The 19,081-nt window shown below is 59.0% G+C and carries 14 protein-coding genes; 5 read left to right on the top strand and 9 right to left on the bottom strand.

What is annotated here, in order from left to right:
* Positions 1 to 31: 31 nt before the first annotated feature.
* Complete coding sequence (locus ACI5GA_RS10440) at positions 32 to 859, top strand: DUF3034 family protein (RefSeq protein ID WP_421425466.1); 828 nt, start codon at positions 32 to 34, stop codon at positions 857 to 859.
* Positions 860 to 879: 20 nt separating this feature from the next.
* Positions 880 to 1,290 (top strand): group I truncated hemoglobin, encoded by a 411-nt coding sequence (locus tag ACI5GA_RS10435; RefSeq protein WP_404636264.1) that lies wholly within the window; start codon positions 880 to 882, stop codon positions 1,288 to 1,290.
* 221 nt (positions 1,291 to 1,511) lie between these two features.
* On the opposite strand, the gene ACI5GA_RS10430 is transcribed toward ACI5GA_RS10435, so the two are convergent.
* The 3 genes from ACI5GA_RS10430 to ACI5GA_RS10420 all read right to left on the bottom strand — a co-directional run bounded on the left by ACI5GA_RS10430 (position 1,512) and on the right by ACI5GA_RS10420 (position 7,943).
* Positions 1,512 to 3,932, bottom strand: coding sequence for a glucose/quinate/shikimate family membrane-bound PQQ-dependent dehydrogenase (locus tag ACI5GA_RS10430; RefSeq protein ID WP_421422731.1), 2,421 nt, complete (start codon positions 3,930 to 3,932; stop codon positions 1,512 to 1,514).
* Positions 3,933 to 4,059: 127 nt separating this feature from the next.
* Positions 4,060 to 5,406: a carbohydrate porin gene (locus tag ACI5GA_RS10425; RefSeq protein ID WP_421422730.1), complete on the bottom strand. Its 1,347-nt coding sequence runs from the start codon at positions 5,404 to 5,406 to the stop codon at positions 4,060 to 4,062.
* A 506-nt stretch (positions 5,407 to 5,912) separates the two neighbouring features.
* Complete coding sequence (locus ACI5GA_RS10420; protein WP_421422729.1) at positions 5,913 to 7,943, bottom strand: TonB-dependent receptor; 2,031 nt, start codon at positions 7,941 to 7,943, stop codon at positions 5,913 to 5,915.
* Positions 7,944 to 8,264: 321 nt separating this feature from the next.
* Here ACI5GA_RS10420 and ACI5GA_RS10415 point away from each other — a divergent pair, with 321 nt between their 5' ends.
* Positions 8,265 to 8,492: a VF530 family DNA-binding protein gene (locus ACI5GA_RS10415; RefSeq protein WP_404636071.1), complete on the top strand. Its 228-nt coding sequence runs from the start codon at positions 8,265 to 8,267 to the stop codon at positions 8,490 to 8,492.
* Between the two features lie 30 nt (positions 8,493 to 8,522).
* The gene (locus ACI5GA_RS10410; protein ID WP_421422728.1) at positions 8,523 to 9,179 is read left to right on the top strand and encodes a Pr6Pr family membrane protein; all 657 of its coding nucleotides are present in this window, start codon (positions 8,523 to 8,525) and stop codon (positions 9,177 to 9,179) included.
* Between the two features lie 69 nt (positions 9,180 to 9,248).
* Here the strand turns inward: ACI5GA_RS10410 and ACI5GA_RS10405 are convergent, their stop codons facing one another.
* The 3 genes from ACI5GA_RS10405 to ACI5GA_RS10395 all read right to left on the bottom strand — a co-directional run bounded on the left by ACI5GA_RS10405 (position 9,249) and on the right by ACI5GA_RS10395 (position 13,967).
* Positions 9,249 to 10,034: a siderophore-interacting protein gene (locus ACI5GA_RS10405; RefSeq protein ID WP_421422727.1), complete on the bottom strand. Its 786-nt coding sequence runs from the start codon at positions 10,032 to 10,034 to the stop codon at positions 9,249 to 9,251.
* Positions 10,031 to 10,621: a PadR family transcriptional regulator gene (locus ACI5GA_RS10400; RefSeq protein WP_404636075.1), complete on the bottom strand. Its 591-nt coding sequence runs from the start codon at positions 10,619 to 10,621 to the stop codon at positions 10,031 to 10,033. Before ACI5GA_RS10400 ends, ACI5GA_RS10405 begins: the two co-directional genes overlap by 4 nt.
* A gap of 223 nt (positions 10,622 to 10,844) precedes the next feature.
* The gene (locus ACI5GA_RS10395; protein ID WP_421422726.1) at positions 10,845 to 13,967 is read right to left on the bottom strand and encodes a transglycosylase domain-containing protein; all 3,123 of its coding nucleotides are present in this window, start codon (positions 13,965 to 13,967) and stop codon (positions 10,845 to 10,847) included.
* 209 nt (positions 13,968 to 14,176) lie between these two features.
* Here ACI5GA_RS10395 and ACI5GA_RS10390 point away from each other — a divergent pair, with 209 nt between their 5' ends.
* Positions 14,177 to 14,812: a hypothetical protein gene (locus ACI5GA_RS10390; RefSeq protein ID WP_421422725.1), complete on the top strand. Its 636-nt coding sequence runs from the start codon at positions 14,177 to 14,179 to the stop codon at positions 14,810 to 14,812.
* Positions 14,813 to 15,095: 283 nt separating this feature from the next.
* Here ACI5GA_RS10390 and ACI5GA_RS10385 read toward each other — a convergent pair whose 3' ends face one another.
* From ACI5GA_RS10385 to ACI5GA_RS10375, 3 genes are all read right to left on the bottom strand, one after another.
* A complete protein-coding gene (locus ACI5GA_RS10385; RefSeq protein ID WP_421422724.1) occupies positions 15,096 to 15,710 on the bottom strand; it encodes a hypothetical protein in 615 nt (204 codons plus the stop codon).
* Positions 15,711 to 15,826: 116 nt separating this feature from the next.
* Complete coding sequence (locus ACI5GA_RS10380) at positions 15,827 to 16,969, bottom strand: OpgC domain-containing protein (RefSeq protein ID WP_404636081.1); 1,143 nt, start codon at positions 16,967 to 16,969, stop codon at positions 15,827 to 15,829.
* Between the two features lie 420 nt (positions 16,970 to 17,389).
* Entirely contained in the window at positions 17,390 to 19,003 is a 1,614-nt protein-coding gene (locus ACI5GA_RS10375; RefSeq protein ID WP_404636083.1) for an FMN-binding glutamate synthase family protein, read from the bottom strand.
* Positions 19,004 to 19,081: the final 78 nt, after the last annotated feature.

Below are 19,081 nucleotides of genomic sequence, written 5' to 3'. Positions count from 1 at the left end.
TGTGGTGTTAGCGAGTGTGGTAGGTGGTTGCATGGCCGGTCTGGCCGCTGTGGCCGAAGCCGATCAGGGGCGTCTGATCGCTACCGGGGGGGCCAGCAGCATCGAAGGCGCGGCTGGGGGCGGGATCATCCCTTGGGCAGTGCTCGCCGGTTACGACGAACAGGGCGAGTGGGGCGCCAACCTGTTCGCCACCCATATCGATCTCCCCGACTACACGCTGGATGTCGCCGGTATGGCGTTTTCCTACGGTAACCGCGTGGAGTTTTCGTACGCGCATCAGCGATTCGACCTGGGTTCGCTGGTTCATAAACTGAGCCTGCCGGAAGACAATCTCACTCAGGACATCTTCGGGGTGAAGGTCCGGCTGTTTGGCGACCTGATCTATGACCAATTGCCCCAAGTGTCAGCGGGTCTTGAATACAAACACCAGAATGACTTTCTGATCCCAAGCCTCATTGGCTCCAAACGTGACGCCGACGTTGAGGGTTACCTCACGGCGAGCCGTTTGTTCATGGGCGCTGCCTTTGGTTACAACGTGGTGGTTAACGGCGGCGTGCGTTACAGCCGGGCCAATGAAACCGGCCTTCTGGGTTTTGGGGGCGATCGGCGTGATACCCGCAGCGTGTTGAAAGAGGGCTCGGTGGCGTTGCTGTTCAACCCGCGCTGGGCGGTGGGCGTCGAGTATCGGGAAAAGCCCGACAACCTCTCGTTCGCCGGGGAGAGCGATTGGGCTGACGCATTTGTCGCCTGGTTCCCCAACAAGCATGTTTCGGTGGTGTTGGCCTACGCCCGTCTAGGCGAAATTGCCACGCTGGACAACCAGAACGGCACGTATCTGTCTGTGCAGGGGAGCTTCTGATGGTGCGACCATTGCGCTGGATGGGGGTCTTGAGCCTTGCCCTGTTGGTGGCCTGCGCGCAGCAGCCGCCCAAGGATGACAGCTTGTACCACGCGCTGGGCGAGCGGGCGGGGATTCAAAAGATCGTCGAGGGGATGCTGCTGCATATCGCCAAAGATAAGCGTATCTACAAGTTTTTCGCCAAGGTCGACATCGTTCGTGTGCGTGACAAGCTGGTCGAGAAGTTCTGCGTCGAAGCGGGAGGGCCTTGCACCTACACCGGCGATACGTTGGCTGAGGCGCACAAGGGGCTGAACCTGAGTCGCAGCGACTTCAATGCGCTGGTGGAAAACCTGATCGACGCGATGGATGACCAACACATCCCGGTGTCGACGCAGAACCGGTTGATCGCGCGACTGGCGCCGCAGCGCGGTGAGGTGATCGAAAAATGATCCGCTGCGTATCTTGTGGGAGCCGGCTTGCTGGCGAACTCGGAGTGTCAGGCTAACGATATTCGGCTGATCCGACGCGTTCGCCAGCAAGCCGGCTCCCACAAAGGATCGGGGTCACCGAAAGATTGTGCACGGCGCCAGATCCGACGGCACAACAAACCCTTTCACAAAAAAGGCGGTCATCTTTCGATGGCCGCCTTTTCGTTTACCGCTCTACCGAATCAATCCGGCAGCTTGTACGCAATGATGTAATCGCCCATTCGCGTACCCAGCGAGCCGTGGCCGCCGGCAACGATCAGCACGTATTGCTTGCCGTCCTTGCCGGTGTAGGTCATTGGCGTCGCCTGGCCACCCGCTGGCAGACGCCCGGCGAACAGCTCTTTACCGGTTTTCACGTCATACGCACGCAGGTACTGGTCCAGCGTACCGGCCAGGAAGCCCACGCCGCCTGCCGTCACCATCGAACCGCCCATGCTCGGCACGCCCACTGGCAGGCCAATTGGTACTGGCGTGTTGTCGCGGCTGGTGCCATTTTTGTGCTTCCACACCACCTGATTGGTGGTCAGGTCGACCGCCGCCACGTTACCCCACGACGGGGCCTGGCACGGCATACCGAACTGCGACATCAGCGGGTGCATGATCACAGCGTACGGCGCGCCGGTGTTCGGCTGCACGCCGCTGGTTTCGCTCTCACGCTTGCTGCCCGCCTCAACCTTGGCGCGCGGCACCAGCTTGGACACGAAGGCCATGTAGTTCGGGCTGGTGAACATCAACTGACGCACCGGATCGACCGAAACGGCGCCCCAGTTGAACACGCCCACGTTACCCGGATAGATGATGCTGCCTTGCTCGGACGGAGGTGTGTACTGACCTTCGTAACGCAGTTCCTTGAACTGGATGCGGCACAGCATCTGGTCGAACGCGGTGGCGCCCCACATGGCTTTTTCAGTCAGCTCAGGCGGCAGCATGTTCAGTTGCGAACGCGCTTGAGTCGGCGAAGTGTGGTCGCCTTGCGCAGCACCGGTCGGCGCCGGAACCTCGTCGATGGGCACAATTGGGGTGCCATCGCGGCGGTCCAGTACGTACAGGCTGCCTTGCTTGGTCGGCTGAATCACGGCCGGCTTCACGCCGTCCTTGGTTTTCAGGTTGATCAAGGTTGGCTGGCTCGGTACGTCCATGTCCCACACGTCGTGGTGAGTGAACTGGTAGTTCCAGCGCACCTTGCCGGTATTGACGTCCAGTGCGACCAGGCCTGCGCTGAATTTCTCGGCGCCGGGGGTACGGTCTGCACCGTACTGGTCAGGCATCTGGTTGCCCAGTGGCAGGTAGACCAAGCCCAGCTTTTCGTCGACGCTGGCCAGCGACCACATGTTCGGTGCGTTGCGCGAGTAGAACTGGTCGGCAGCAATCGGCGCGGTAGCGTCCGGGTTGTTCGGGTCCCAGTTCCACACCAGTTTGCCGTCGTGCACGTCGTAGGCGCGGATCACGCCCGATGGCTCGTTGGTCGACTCGTTGTCGGTCACGTGGCCGCCAATGATCACCAGATTACGGGTGATCGCGGCAGGCGAGGTGGAGTAGTAGCCACCGGCAGTGAACGGGCCGATGTTGGCGCGCAAATCGACAGCACCTTTGTTGGCGAAGTCTTCGCAGACCTTGCCAGTGTCGGCGTTCAGCGCGATCAGGCGCGCGTCGGCGGTCGGCAGGTACAGGCGACGAGGGCAGGCGGTTGCAACCGCTTTGCCAGCGTCAGACAGCGCGGCCGCCGGAGCGCCGACGTCGGATTTGGCGTAGGCGTCTTCGTCGTAGTACGAAACGCCACGGCAGGTCATGTGTGCCCAGCCTGTGAAGTTTTTCGCACCCTCTTTCGAGATCTGCGGGTCGTACGACCAGATGGTCTTGCCGGTGTCCGGGTCCAGCGCCAGCACCTTGCTGTGCGGGGTGCAGGCATAGACCATGCCGTTGACCTTCAGCGGGGTGTTCTCGTTGGTCAGTTCGACCGGGTCTTCTGCCGTTGGCAGGTCGCCGGTGCGAATGCGCCAGGCTTCTTGCAGTTTGCCGACGTTTTCAGGGGTGATCTGCTTCAGCGGCGAGTAGCGATTACCGTGCTCGGAGCGACCATACGCCTGCCAGTCGCCTTCCGGCATTGGCTGCGGATCGTACGCCACGCCTGCGTCGTCGCGGTCCAGCTTGCCTTTGATTTCACCCGGGCTGGTGAACTGGCTGGCGATGGCCGTCAGACCGGCCAACACCACAGCGATGCTCAGCGCAACGGTCGGCAGACCGCCCGGCTGGCCGCGCAGCACAGGGCGGCGGAACCATGGCAGTAGCATGATGACGCCGAGTACGAACCACAGCGACAGACGTGGCACCAACTGCCACCAGTCCAGGCCGACTTCCCATAGCGCCCAGACCGTGCTGAGAAACAGCACGACGGCAAACACGCCCAGTGCCGCGCGGCTGCCTTTGATCAGCAACACGCCAGTGATGATGAAACCAATACCGGCCAGCAGGTAATACAACGACCCGCCCAGTGTCAGCAGTTTGATACCCCCGGCCAGCAAGGCCAGGCCCATGATCAGAATCACCAGCCCGAGCACGCTCGGTAACCGGCGACCCCGACTGAAAGCACCGTCAGTGCTCATAGTGTCGTACTCCGTAACGATTAAGTGGTTGACGCTTTGTTCTTTTCATTTGTCGACTCGAACCGTTTGAATCCGTCTCTTTCACGCTAGTTCCAGAAACCGGATTCAGAAAGTTCGAATATGTCGATCAGAACGAAGATTGAATCTTCAGTCCGGCCACCAACGCGTCGTCGACCTGGTTCACGCCGCCTGGGTGACGGATGAATTGCAGGTTGGGGCGCACGGTCAGCCAGTTGGCGACGTGGACGCCGTAGTACAGCTCGGCGTTGTATTCGGTGTCCTGCACGGGCAGGAAGGCCGGGTCGTTGTAGTCGCTGACGTTGTTGGCCAGATTTTGCAGGTTGATGTTCTTGCGATACGCCGGGTTGACGTGAATGCGACCGATTGCAAGGCCGATGTCATCTTTCGGGCGCGCGTCGAACGGGCCGGTGTAGGTGGCGCCCAGCGCGACGTAGTTGTCGATCATGTTGGTCTTCTTGTCGTGCACGGTGCCGTTGGCGAACAGGCTCAGGCCGCGGCTGTTATCGCTGGCCTGGCTCGTGACTTGCTGGCGCAGGGTCAGCCACATGCCGTGTTTGCTGGACGACGAAGCGTAGTCGTCACCGCTCAGGGCGGCGTAACGGCCATTGCTGTCCTTATAGACGTCGCTGCTGTCGGCGGTGCTGTAGTAGTAACCGAGGCGGTACTCGCCCGGCAGGCCGTTGACCTTTGGCGACCAGACCAGCTCGACTGGCAGCACAGCGCCTTTCGTGCCGCTGCCACTGAGCTTGAAATTGTTGTCGTTTTCCAGGTTCGACGGGTTCTGCTCGAAGGCACCGACCTGAACGAACAGTTCGGGGTTGAGCTGGTATTTCACGCGCAAGGCCCACTGGCTGATCGGCCAGTTGTACCAAATGCCGCCGCCCCAGTTGCCAACTTGTGAGCCACAGAACGACAGGTTCTGGAAGTCGCAGGGGAAGGTGTTGAAGTCCTCGCCTTCGTTGAAGCGACCGACCTTGATGCTCAGCTTCTGATCGAGAAATTTCTGCTGATACCACAGGTCGGTCAGGCGCGTGACGTTGCCACGGCCCCAGACTTCTTGCGATGACGAAATAGTGCCGACACGGGGATCGGACACCCGGTCGTTGCTGATGTTGTCGCCGTTGCGGTTGGTCAGCGTCACTTGAAATTCAGCGTCGTGCCAGCCGAGGATTTTTTGCAGATCAAGGTGCGCGCCGAGGGCGAATTGATCGCTGTAGCGGGTCGCCTTGTCGTGGTTGTAGCCGCCATGCAGGTTCGAACCGACCTCGATGACCGTGTCGAGCTTGAAGTCATAGCCCTGTTGCGACAGCTCGCTGCGCTTGCCACCCCAGTCTCCGAGCATCCATGGCGACTCGCCATCGAACGCGGAGGCGGCGTGGGCGCAGGTTGTCAGGCTCAATGCGGCCAGGCCGAGTGAGCGAATTGAGGTGCAGCGTTTCGAGGACGAAGGCATAGGGCGTGAGTTCTTTTGGGTGAGGTGAAGACGGCGCAGACCGGTCACTGCGTCGATAAGCCGCGAGGGCAAAACTTGACAGATGAGTGCATGAAACGATTCAGCTGTCAGCTCGGCGCGATGATAGGGGGCTAACGATTTTTAAAAAAGACGATTTTGCGACATGAATAGTTACGAATTGCGCAACAGTCATGAAAAGATGGGGTAGCGCTATCCCTTAGTGTTTATGGGGAATACGCGAATCGTGATCTGTGATGTGAGGCGAGAGATAGTTACACAGGTTGGATATAAACGCGGTCTCTGTAACAGCACGGCTTGCCGACGGTGGCGATTTCAAAAACGCCATCGCCGGTAAGCCGTGCCTGGAGTCAATTGTGGGAGCGAATTCATTCGCGAGAGGCCCTTACATCCGACACATCTCTGCCGAATGTACCGCCGCCTCGTCGGGATGCCGCCCAGAATGAATTCGGTCCCACAGGGGGTACGCATGAGTCAAATGACGATCGTTAGAACGTCGTACGCAAACCGACCTCGATGCTCCGGCCTTGCGCCGGGGCGATGTCACGCAAAATCGAGCTGGCGTAACGTACGGTCTGGTTGGTCAGGTTTTCTCCGTTCACAAACGCCAGCCACTGACTGCCACCGAGGTTGAATTTATAACCCGCACTCGCACCCAGCGTGGTGTAGCCGTCGGTGCCAGTTTCGTTGTCCGGCACACGGCCTTGGGACGCGGCATGCTCAACGTCGATCCGCGCCTGCCACTTGTCCAGTTCCCACAGCAGACCACTGTTCAAGCGCAACGGTGCGATGCGCGGCAGCGCTTCGCCGGTGTCCAGATTGGTGGCGCGGGTGTAATCGCCTGACAGCTCCAGCGCGAATTTGCCGTACTGGCTCTCGCCCAGTTTCCAGTGATCCTGTACCTCGAATCCTGCAAACCGTGCGCGCACACCCGAGTAGGTGTATTCCGGGATACCGTCCGCATCTTCTTCACCGTCGTCGTTCAGTGTACGACCGGTGCCCAGCAGGCCGATGTAATTGGAGAAGTGGCTGTAAAACACGCCGAAACTGCCCTTGTGCGTGCCGTTGTCAAAGCGCAACGCCAGGTCACTGGACACGGCCTTTTCTTTCGAAAGCCCCGCATCACCCACTTCATAGGTGCCGGTCGCGACATGAGCGCCATTGGCGTACAACTCATAGAACGTTGGTGCGCGTTCGGTGTAACCCAGCGTGGCGGCCAGCGACCAGATCGGCGTCAGGGTGTACACGGCACCAGACGACAGACTGCCCGCAGTGAAGCTGCTGGAACGGTCTGCATTGGCGAAACGCTCGTTGCCTTTGCCATCCGGATCGACGGTGGTGTGTTCCAGGCGTCCGCCCAGGCTCAGCTTCAGGCGATCCGTGGCCTGTAGCTCTTCAAGAATGAACAGTGCACCGGCGTCGGTATCGGTCTGGGGCACGAAGGCTTCTTCGCCCAATGCCGAGAACTCGCTGCGGGTGACTTGCGCGCCAACCACGCCATTCAGCGGGCCAATCGGTTGGTGGCGCGCTTCGATGCGGGCTTCGTAGCCTTTGTTCTTGAAGGTTGTGCCGACTTCGCCGTCTTCGATCTCCATGTGTTTGTATTCGGTGTAACCGGCGTCCAGTTTCACCGAACTGAACGGGCCGGACAGGTTGCGGATTTCCGAGGCGAACGCGTAGTGATCCTGCTTCATGCGGATGCGCACGTCCTGCTCGGCGGGCGAGCCGTAGTTGGAATCGTAATTGCTGTAGGAAAGCCCCGCGTAACCGTCGTCCCAGGTGTAGGAACCGCCGACTGCGCCGCCGTCCTGACGGCCGTCGCTGTTGCCCAGACGGTGCTTTTTGTCATCACCATCCTGATCGCGGGCGCGTTCGTCGGCGGTGCGGGCGTAACCGGGGATTTTCAGGTCGTTGAATTCCCGGGCGTTGGCGTCCAGGTGCAAGGCGAACGTGCCGTTGCCCGCTTCCAGACGACCCGCGCTGCTGCGCGTGGTGTCGGCGCCGCCATAGCGCAATTCGCCTGCGCCATGAATGCCTTCGATGGCTTCGGTGGGGATGCGGTTGTCAAAGGTGTTGACCACGCCGCCAATGGCGCTGCCGCCGTACAACAAAGCGGCGGGGCCACGCACGATTTCGATGCGATCCACATTGACCGGGTCCAGTGGCACCGCGTGGTCGTACGACAGCGATGAGGCATCCAGCGCGCCGACGCCGTTGCGCAGCAGACGAATACGATCGCCGTCCAGACCGCGAATGATCGGACGGCTTGCGCCGGGTCCGAAGTAGGACGAAGACACGCCGGGCTGCTTGTTCAGGGTTTCGCCCAGGCTACCTTTTTGTTGCAGGGTCAGGTCATCGCCGGTCAGTACGGTGCTGGGCGATGCCACCTGATCGCTCCCCAGCGGGTTGGCGGTAATGGTTTGCTGTTCCAGTTCGATCGCGTGGGAGGGCGAGGCGATCAGCAGCGCAGTGGCCAGCGGCGTCAGACGCCAGAGTCGGGAAGAGAAAGGGCGGGACATGCAGCGGTTTCCTTGGCAGGGTGAGACTCAAATGATTAGCTTTATAGTGTTATAACATAACAATAAAAATGCAATCATTTTGGAATCGCCACAATGGAGTGGCTAGGCTTGTCAGTGCCCATGAGGGCATTTGTGGGAGCGAATTCATTCGCGAAGGCCCTTACATTCGACACATCTCTGCCGAAGGTACCGCCGCCTCGCGAATGAATTCGCTCCCACAGGGACGGTGGCAGGCACACGAACGCTTCACACCCACTTCATGCTCCGTTAAGGTGCGCACCTCGTGAGCACGTCCTTCCATCGATTGCACAAAGGCCCGGCATGACCACACCGAACAACAACCCGCTGCACGGCGTGACACTGGAGCAGATCCTCAACCGGCTGGTGGAGCATTACGAATGGTCGGGGCTGGCGGAGCGCATCGACATCCGCTGTTTCAAAAGCGATCCGAGCATCAAGTCGAGCCTGACGTTTCTGCGCAAGACACCCTGGGCGCGGGAGAAGGTCGAACACCTGTACGTCAAACTGGCGCGCACCAAGCGCTGGTAAGCTTGTCTAGGTTTTCAGGGATTGAGCACCATGTACGACTCAACGCTGCACCTGACGCCCGGACAGCGTCGCTATGCCACTGTGGCTGCGCTGCTTGGCTGGTTTGCGCTGGCCGTGCAGTTGTACCTGGTGCTGTGGGGACGATGGACTGATCAGGCCAGCCTGGTGGGCGGGTTGATCAAATTCTTCAGCTTCTTCACGGTGCTCACCAACACGCTCGTGGCCGTGGCGTTGACCTGCGCGATCACAGACCGGCACTCGACCTGGCACCGGTTTTTCAGATCACCCGTTGTTTGCGGCGGGATCACCACCAGCATTCTGTTGGTCGGCATTGCTTACAACCTGCTGTTGCGGCACTTATGGAGCCCCGAGGGCTGGCAGAAAGTCGCCGACGAATTGCTGCACGACGTCATGCCTTTAGCGTTTTTGGCTTACTGGTGGCTGTACGTTCGCAAGGGGCAATTGCGGCTCAAACACCTGTTGGCGTGGATGGTTTACCCGGTGGTTTACTTCGGCTATCTGCTGATGCGCGGCAATGCGTTCGGCGATTATGTCTATCCGTTCCTGGACATTGGTACCTTGGGATTGCAGCGGGCGCTGGCCAATGCGTTCGGAGTGTTGGCGGGGTTTGTGGGGATTGGGGTGGTGATTTTGTTGGTCGATAGGATCCGCCGTACGCCCCTGTAGCAGTCCGGCTCGCCGGCGGCAGCGTCAGTAAAACCGCCGCCGCAGGCAAGCCATGCTGTTACAGATGAATCAGCGTGAAGATGACTCCTCGCCCGAACCCTCCAGACGCCAGTAACCCGCCGCCTTCACCGCCGCTTCGTCCAGCTTGAACTCATCCAGCAACACTCGGCGCACTTTGCGCGACAGCGCCGATTCCGTCGCGACCCATGCGTACAGGCTGCCTTCCGGCAACGTCAAACCCCGTGTCACCTCCAGCAAATCCCGCTCGCCGCGAACGACCCAAACCACCTCGACATGCGCCTGGCTTTCCAGCGCCTGACGTTCGGCGTTGTCTTCAATCTCGACCACCACCAACGCGCGACGATGGGCCGCCAGCTCTTCCAGACGTCGTCCAATCGCGGGCAGGGCCGTTTCGTCGCCAATCAGCAAGTAACTGTCGAACATGTCCGGCACGATCATCGAACCGCGAGGGCCTGCGATGTACAGAAATTGCCCGGCTTGAGCCTGCGCGGCCCAAGTGGCGGCAGGGCCATCGCCATGCAGAACGAAATCAATGTCCAACTCGCCCGATGCGGCGTCGTAGCGACGCGGCGTGTAGTCACGCATCGCCGGGCGCGGGCCGTCCGAGGCGTTCGGGCCTGGGGTGAAGTTTTCAAGCGCCGCCTGCTCTTCGGGCGAAGTGGCGAACAGCAGTTTCACGTGATCGTCAGTGCCCAGGCTGATAAAACCCTTCAACTCCGGGCCGTGCAGCGTGATGCGACGCATGCGTGGGGTGATGTCGGTGACGCGCAGCACTTGCAGCTTGCGGCGTTTGATTTCGTGGCTGACGCGATGGATCGATTGCTGCGAATTCATACGGACTTCTCCGACGGAGTGTGTGTGCCATCAACGACGGCTTTGGCGGTTTCGTTCAGCAGGTCGCGCACGCGGATGATTTCTTCCGGGGTCCAGCGACCGTGATGCATCTGCAAGGCGTGGCGCAGGTTGTGAACGGCTTCGTGAATCTCTGGTGGGCGGTCATGGCCACGCAATGAACGTTTGCTGACCTCGATGCGCATTTTCACGCCGTCCAGCGCCACGGCCTGCTCGACCAGAAACTGCTGACCGGCTTCGGTGATCTGGTAGCGCTTCTTGCCGCCTTCGGCGTCGCCGGTGATCAGCTCGCTTTCTTCAAGGAAGGTCAGGGTCGGATAGATCACGCCAGGGCTTGGACTGTAGGCGCCATCGAACAGGCCTTCGATCTGGCGAATCAGATCGTAGCCGTGGCAGGACTGATCGGCGATCAGGGCCAACAGCAGCAATTTCAGATCGCCCGGGGCAAACACACGAGGCCCGCGCCCGCCGCGTTCCCGGCCAGTGCGTTTTTCAAATCCGTCGCGGCCATCGCCGTGGTCGCCGAAGTGAGGGCGGTGATGGTGGGGGTGGTGTGAGTGGTCTCTCATCTTTCGTCTTCTCTCGTTACGTTTAGATATACCTTAAGATATATCTTAATGTGTCTGCAAGAGAGGTTAAGACGAACGGTTCTCGTTTGGCAGTGGCAATACGTTTGAGGTTGGAATCGAAACCTGTAGGAGTGAGCTTGCTCGCGATGGCGGTGTGTCAGATGGATGTGGATGTCTGACACTCCGCCATCGCGAGCAAGCTCACTCCTACGGGCAGGTGGCGTTAAGGAGCACTCGCCACCTGCGCCGCCAGCGGGGCCTTGCACTGGGTGTAGGTCCCCGGCTCCAGGTAGCGATTGAGGATCGGCGCCATGCCCTTGAGCACTTGCACGGGCAGGGCCGAGGTGAATTTGAAGGCTTCGGCGGCGCGGCCCGGCACGTAAGCGGTCAACGTGCCGAAATGGTTTTCACCGATGTAGAACACAAACGTCGCCGTGCGGTTGATCGCCTTGGACGCCAGAATCCGCCCGCCCGAGCCAATGCTCTCGATGCGGTTGTCGCCGGTCCCGGTTTTGCCGCCCATTGGCAGCGCCGTGCCGTCCAGGGTTTTGAACGTGCCCGACACCCGGCGCGCCGTGCCCGCATCCACCACTTGGGACAAAGCCTCACGCATGGCCGTTGCAACTTCCGAGGGCAACACACGCTTACCCAGCTCCGGGTTGTTGTTCAGCAACGTTTCGTAAGGCGTGTCGGCGGCGAAATGCAGGCTGTCGATGCGCAGAACCGGCAGGCGAATCCCGTCGTTCTGAATGATGCCGATCAGCTCTGCCAGCGCCGCAGGACGGTCCCCCGAGCTGCCAATCGCCGTGGCCAGAGAAGGGACAAGGTGATCGAACGGATACCCCAGTTTTTGCCAGCGCTGATGAATATCGAGGAACGCTTCGATCTCCAGCATCGTGCGAATCCGGCTGTCGCGGGCGCTCTTGTGGCGGCTCTTGAACAGCCAGCTATACACCTCCTGACGCTCGAAACGGCTGGCGGCCACGGCATCCTTGAACTTGGCGTCCGGGTTTTGCAGCAGGTAGCCCACCAGCCACAAGTCCAGCGGGTGGACGCGGGCGATGTAGCCCTGATCCGGCAGGTCGAATTTGCCAGGCCCATAGGCGAAGTACAGATCATCCAGACGCTTTTCGGTCAGTGCAGGCTGGCTCTTGTCCGCCACGGTGTGAGCACGAACGAAGGCGTTGAACGCACTTTGGCTGGCGTTCGGCAGCAAATAACGATGCACGGCAGCCATACGACTGGCCGAGGGGTGCACACCATCGAGGAAGGTATCGAGGCGGTCTTGCGTGGTTTTGTTTTTGTAGCGCTTCCAGAAGCGCAACAGGAACGAGGTGCCTTCTCGATCAGCAAAATCCGCCAAATATTCCTGACGCCGCGGGTCGCTGTCGTCTTTCATGAGCACCGCGCTGTTGTTGGGGCCTGAATAAGTGACGTAGCGCACCACATCGCGCATCAGGCGGATGAACGGCAGGTTGATCGATTCTCGCAGCGCCTCACGCAACGTTGGGTTGCGGCCATTGTCTTCGCGGCGGAAGTTGTTGAAGTGATGCATCCCGCCGCCCGTGAAGAAGTTTTCGGCAGGGCTGGCCGAATATTGGCGGTCCAGAGCCGTCGCGAGCATTTTCGATAGGTCGCGATCAGGGTTTTGCATCAAATAATCAATCGCCCAGCGGCTGAGGCGGTCTGCGTCCTCGACCGGGACTTTCTTCAACTCGGCGTTGCTCATCCCGCCGTACTTGTCGTGCAGCTCGGAGATGATTTGCAGGTACGTGGTCAACACTCGCATCTTCGCAGTGGAACCCAGCTCCAGCTTGCTGCCCTCATTGATGTCGAAGGGCTGGTCAGTGCTGTCGGTCTGCACCCGAACCCGCGAGCCGTCGATGTCACGCTCGAACAGTGTGAAGCTGTAACGCACTGCCTGCGTGCTGGTGGGCGTCAACAAGTGCTCGCCGAGCAGGCCGAGTTTCGCTGCATAGTCGGGTTTGGCCAGATCGCGCAGGTACTGGCCGACGCTGGTTTGCAGATCGTTTTGCAGGGTGCTGGTGGCCGACAGGTCGAGGCGGTCCAGGTCATACAAAGGACGATTGAGCATCGCCGACAGCCGGGTGCGTGCAACCGTGATGCCCTTGTTGGTTTCGATGGGCTGAATCGTCGGCTGTTGCACCCAGTCGCGATAGGTCACCGTGGCGCCCAATGCGGCGTCGGCCAGGGGTTGATCAATCACGTTGTTCTGGGCCAGCAGACGGATGTGGCTGTCGGTGAGGTCAGCCAATTCCTTGCGCCCCTTGGCCAGATAGTGAGAAGGCCGCCGCTGTGCGATGACCAGCGAAAGTACTTCACGCAATGCCAGACCTTGAGCCGCGAGCGTCTTGGCGTCCTTGGCCGCAGAGGCGAGCAATTGGTTGGTTTTATCGAAATCCGCGCCGTACCAAACGCGCAACCCTTCGGCCATGCCATGCACTTCGCCATGCCCCGGTACGGCGGAAAGGGGAACGCTGTTGAGGTAATCACGCACCACCCGTTGACGCGCTTCCAGCGTTTCAGGCCCGGGTTGATAGGCCCGCACGCTGGCCGAGATCATCTGGCGGATTTTCTCGCCCCCCGACTGCGTCAACCCATCGGGCGAATGGCGATATTTTTCGAGCTGTGTTGCCAGCGTGCTCCCGCCTGCCGACTGGCCGGGCAACCCCACCAGCTTCGCTACCTGCGAGACAGCGGCTTTCAGGAAGCGTGGCCAGTCCACGGCGGGGTTGGCCATTGGCTGCTGTGTATTGAGCAAGTCGCGGTTTTCGATGAACAACAGACTGTTCACCAATACCGGCGGGATCGAGGTGAACGTCGAGTAAAGCTGCTGTGGGTAGGTGAATTGATACAGCGCGTCACCCCGACAGTCGGCGATGGTCAGGCCAGACTGGCTCTTTTCCTGATAGGGCACGAAAAAGCCCCGTTTGGCGTAGGAAAGCAGTTCGGGAGAGAAGCGCGATTGCTCTGTGATTCGGTAGTCCCGTTTCAGCAAGCGGGGCAGGAACTCGCCAAGGGCCGAATAGCCCAGGCGTTTGTCGAACGGGCCATCACCGGGGTAGAGGATTTCATCACTGGCCCCCGGCTCGACGGTGTAACTGAGATGATCGGCAAACTGGCTGAACTCGCGGGCCTGAAGCTTCGAACTGCGGACTTCCGAGAAAACGGCAAATCCCAGGATCACCAACCCCACCAGCACCAAAACCAGCAACACCCGCCACGCATGAAACCCGTGGCGCGGATGTGCAGGCAATGGCGCATCCCCCTGACTGTCAGCCTTGACCGCAGCCTTTTTCCCATCGGAATGCCACAGAGCGCCCATATCGTTGGCCCGGTTAAACCTGTTAATCGCACCTGACTACAAGCTTAGACGCTGGGCGGAAAAACGTAGGACGTTTCTGCTTTTTAAGCCTATGGGTTGACTGGGGTGATTAAATCCAATTACGTCGAAATTGTTGTGAATTTGAAAGTTTTAACAAAAACAAAAGGGATATAGGTATGTGGTGATTCAAAAGGACAATTTTGGCGTCGATGATACTGGTGTTGGGGGCGGAATCTCAGTTGTCGCACGCGACGGCTCCTGACTTACAGCAGGGCGTGCCAAAATCGAGAGAGTTCAAGTATGGCCTCGTTGAGAGCGTTTCAGAGTCTCATATGGACGGCGAGATAGTGCTGACGGATTTGTCGGATCAAATTCATGTGCTTCAGAACAGGCTTGTAAGCTCTACCGCCGCTAACTACTACACATTCACCGCTACTCGTGGGCAGCGTGTGTTGCTTTCTTATCCAAACGGTCTGCCTCAGACTTCCTTCAAGGTTGAATATCTTTCAGGTAACAAGTGGGAGCCATTGGTGGGAGGTTCTAAAACCTTCTCAGGCTTGGGGGCTGGTGGCTCGGTAATCGCACGAGTGGTGAGCGGTTCGAATGCCTCTGACACTTCTACTTCTTACAAAATTGTCTTTGGCTCGTTTCCTGTGTTAAAAAAATACGAGCTTAAGGATGAGGTAGGGGTTAACCGAATTCCAACCGGGCATACCCATCCTTCGTGGCTATGGACCCAAGGTTACAATGAGGCGAATTTAGAGGCGCACTTCACCGATTCTGTCGGTGCCCCACTGAAGGGAGCGATGGGGCGTTTTATCTTGATTTGCAAGAGTCTCGAGTAAAAACAGTGGTTGAAGAAGTGATCAGTGGTGGTGATGGAAAAATAGAACAAGTCGTCAGGTTCGATCGCTGTTCAGGAGGTCATGAGGCACGGGATTATGTCTCTTATGACCGTGGTGCCAATACTTGGAGAAGCTACTACTATGTGGGTGGGTACACTTTTTCGAACGCGTTACTCGGCGCAGAAGCACAGGCTGAAGCTAATGCAGACGTTCGGTTGTTTGGGCATATTTGTAAATCGTCCCGAGTCTGACTGGAGTTATCTAGCCAGGCTCGGGAAACCTGTCAGGCTTTTTCGAAAATACGCGAAACTTCCAAGGCAGTGGGCGTAAAGAGTTGATGGTGGAAATTCATGTAAGAGTCTTCGCTTTTTAGGATTTTTTGAAAATCGAGGCGAGGGGGGATGCTTCCGTCAGGTGCTTGAGCGGGGTTGGACAGGTCATACTTGACAAGTGTTTTCGCGATGTAACTTATCGCCATTGCTTGAGTTTTGAGGCCGTCGTGCGCATTTAATTGCTGCGTAAGGCACTCGATTTCCTCTGAGTTAAGGACGCCCTGTGGGTCGCTTACTTCAAAATTTCCCTGGCTATTAATAGTGAAACTAAAGCTCTTGTTGGCCAGTTCCGGTCGCTCCGCTCTCAGCTTGTCGATGAAAGATTCGTACTGTGATTTCATAATTTCTAGTGAAATACAAGCTAACGTTTTTTTGACCGAAATGTACTCTTCCATCGAATCGATACACTCCAACCCTGGCTCTGTCAGCCAAGGCGTCTCTGCTGATGCAGGCTGTATTTTCTGAGGCTCTTGTTTCACGCTTTCATTGGCATCTGGAACAGGCCGCTTTCCAGCCGATTGATCCAATGACGCTAAGTGCATGCTGCTCACGTTGCTGATATTCATCCTGATTTCCCTCACTGGTTTATCCATACCCCTCGCATAACGGCCGTCAGCGAAAAATCTTTGCCTGATAAACCAGTAGGAAATTTCCGAAGTGCATCCCTAGCGTGAACCCGTTCTCAAACCCCCGCTACCTGTGCCGCCTTCGGGCTGCCCAAACGCTTGTTCAACTCCAGCCAGTTCGACAACAGCAGCATCAACCCCAGCCCCAACAATGCCGTGATCACGCGCATCTGCCACACATCTCCGGCCAGGGCGTTGACACCATCGGCCAGCGGCGCGAGCAGAACACCGAGACAGAAGATTTCCAGTGAGTAGCGTCCCATGCGACAGGTCTGCTGGGCGGGCCAGTTTTCCAGCCACGCGTGGGAGGCTGGCAGCAGTTTGGCGACGACGTAGACCAGCGCGACGAAGTGCAGCAGGCGCAGGGGCGAGAGGTCGGTCTTGCTGATCGGGTAGATCAGGTCGGAGATGGCCTTGGGCATCAGCGCGTCGTGAACAGCAGGGAATTTCCATAGGAAGGTGATGACACCTGCAACCAGCATGTACAGCGCCGCGATCAGGAACAGCGGTTGTTGCCAGACCGGACGAGCAGAGGTGACCCGCGCCGACGGACGTTGGGTGTACAACGCAAATGCACCGCCAAAGACGAAGATCAACTGCCAAGCCACCGGGTTGAAGTACCAATAGCCGCCACCCTCGTAGGCACGCAGGTTCCAGCCGAACAGCGGCACCATCATGTACAGGGCAATCGACAGACCGACGGCCACTGCCGCATTGTGCAGCAGAATCGGCAGAATCAGTGGCAGTGTGCCCATCAGCAGGATGTAGAGCGGCAGCGGGTCGGTCAGGTTGGGCTTGAAGCGCAGCAGCAGTTCATCGGCCAGCGCCTGCTGCGGATTGCCGACGAAGTATTCCAGGCCCATCTCGCGCACCATGTCGCGGGTGTCGACGTGATTGTTGGCGACGAAGACGATGCCCATTAAAAGCGTCAGCAGGAAGATGTGTGCGACATACAGCACCCACGTGCGGCGCAGGATGCGCAGGCAGGCAACGACCCAGCCGTCACGTTGTGCCACCCGGCCGTAGGCCAGCACGGCGGCGTATCCGGCGAGAAATACGAACACTTCGGCGGCATCGCTGAAGCCGAAGTTGCGCAGGGTGAGTTGCGCGAAAGGGTTTTCTGGTACGTGATCCCAAAAAATGAAGATCAGCGCCAAACCACGAAAAAAGTCGATTCGATGGTCGCGTCCGTTCGTCATGGCGATGAACTCTGAAAGTCTGTTTAAAGAAGAGGATGCAGCCGAGCCTTGGTTCAACCCTAGCAGGCGGGGCTGATCGGCGGCGCGCAGGGTGGCGGTTTTGCGGAGTAAATGCAAAGGAGGGATATTACAGAATGTTGACAGTCAGTGATGGCGCGCAAAAAAACACGCGTGAAACGCTCTTTGTGGGAGCCGGCTTGCTGGCGAATGCGTCAGTTCAGTTGGCGATGTGTTGGATGACACACCGCATTCGCCAGCAAGCCGGCTCCCACAGTTTCTGCAGCGGACACGAGATTTAGGCTTGGCGCGACCCTTGTGGGAGCCAACTGGGTGGCGAAAGCTGTTGATCAGGCAACATAGAATCCCCAACAGTGGTGAGTGCCGAGTCGAGAGTTTGTTGTTGACGCCGATGTGCTGGGATCAATCGATCTCGTTAGGCTCGAAGCTGTCCGCCCGCGCCATGCGCCACATCCGCGAGTAGAAACTGTCGTCCACGATGCCGTTGAGCAGTTGCCCCGGTTGCAGGAACACATGGGACTGGGAGAACAGTTTCACTTCGGTGGCCGACTGACGCCGCACCAGATGCCTGGCCTCAAGCTGCGACGGCGAGTCCAGACCTGCAGCGGCGATCATTTCAGCCAGGGCATGCAACGTGCTGCGGTGGAAGTTGTACACCCGCTGCGCCTTGTCCGGCACCACGAGGGCGCGCTGGCGCAGTGGGTCTTGAGTGGCCACGCCGGTCGGGCATTTATTGGTGTGGCAGGATTGCGATTGAATGCACCCGATCGCAAACATGAAACCCCGCGCCGAGTTGGCCCAATCAGCACCGATGGCCAGCACGCTGGCGATGTCGAAAGCGCTGACGATCTTGCCGCTGGCGCCGACCTTGATCTTGTCGCGCAGGTTCAGACCCACCAGCGTGTTGTGCACGAACAACAGCCCTTCGCGCATCGGCAGGCCCATGTGATCGGTGAACTCGACCGGGGCGGCGCCAGTGCCGCCCTCAGCGCCGTCGACCACGATGAAGTCGGGGTAAATGCCGGTTTCGAGCATGGCCTTGGCGATGCCCATGAACTCCCACGGATGGCCCAGACAGAACTTGAACCCCACCGGCTTGCCGCCTGACAGTTCACGCAATTGAGCGATGAATTGCATCATTTCGATCGGCGTCGAAAACGCGCTGTGGCGTGACGGCGAGATGCAGTCCTCGCCCATCGGAATACCACGGGTCTCGGCGATCTCGCGGGTGACCTTGTGCTTGGGCAGGATGCCGCCGTGACCGGGCTTGGCGCCTTGGCTCATCTTGATTTCGATCATCCGCACTTGCGGGTCCTGCGCCTGTTTGGCGAAGCGCTCAGGGTCGAAACGGCCATCTGCAGTGCGGCAGCCGAAATAGCCGCTGCCCAGTTCCCAGGTCAGGTCGCCGCCGTTCTCGCGATGATAGGGGCTGATGCTGCCTTCACCGGTGTCGTGGGCGAAGTTGCCCATTTTGGCGCCTTTGTTCAGCGCGCGAATGGCGTTGGCGCTCAACGAGCCAAAGCTCATGGCTGAGATGTTGAAGATCGACGCCGAATACGGCTGCGTGCACTGCGGCCCCCCCACGGTGACGCGAAACTGGTTGGGATCGGACAGCGGCGCCGGGCGCATCGAGTGGCTGATGAATTCAAAACCGGTCTGGTAAACGTCAATCAGCGTGCCGAACGGTTTGTCTGCTGATTCATTCTTGGCGCGGGCATACACCAGTGAGCGTTGCGCGCGGGAGAAGGGCAGGGCATCGCTATCGGACTCCAGCAGGTACTGGCGAATTTCCGGGCGAATGGTCTCGACGGCATAACGAATGTTGCCCAGGATCGGGTAGTTGCGGCGTACCGAATGTGGCACTTGAATCAAGTCGAAGATCCCGACCAGGCTGAGCAGTGCGGTGACGAGGGTGAACGGCCACAGCCATTCGTGGTGCAGAAACGGGAGGCTGAACAGGGTGAAGAGCACGCAGCCCACGAAGAAGGCGTAGCGACTGAGAAGCGAGAGGCTCATGGGCGATCCTTAAAGTCCTTACACGGTTGAATTGGGTAGCGCTGTGCCGCGCTTTTTATTTCGGTAAGACGTGTCTGG

The sequence above is a fragment of the Pseudomonas sp. Pseu.R1 genome, from assembly GCF_045764065.1.
Taxonomy (GTDB): Bacteria; Pseudomonadota; Gammaproteobacteria; order Pseudomonadales; family Pseudomonadaceae; genus Aquipseudomonas.
This window is presented reverse-complemented; position numbering and strand designations above follow the sequence as displayed.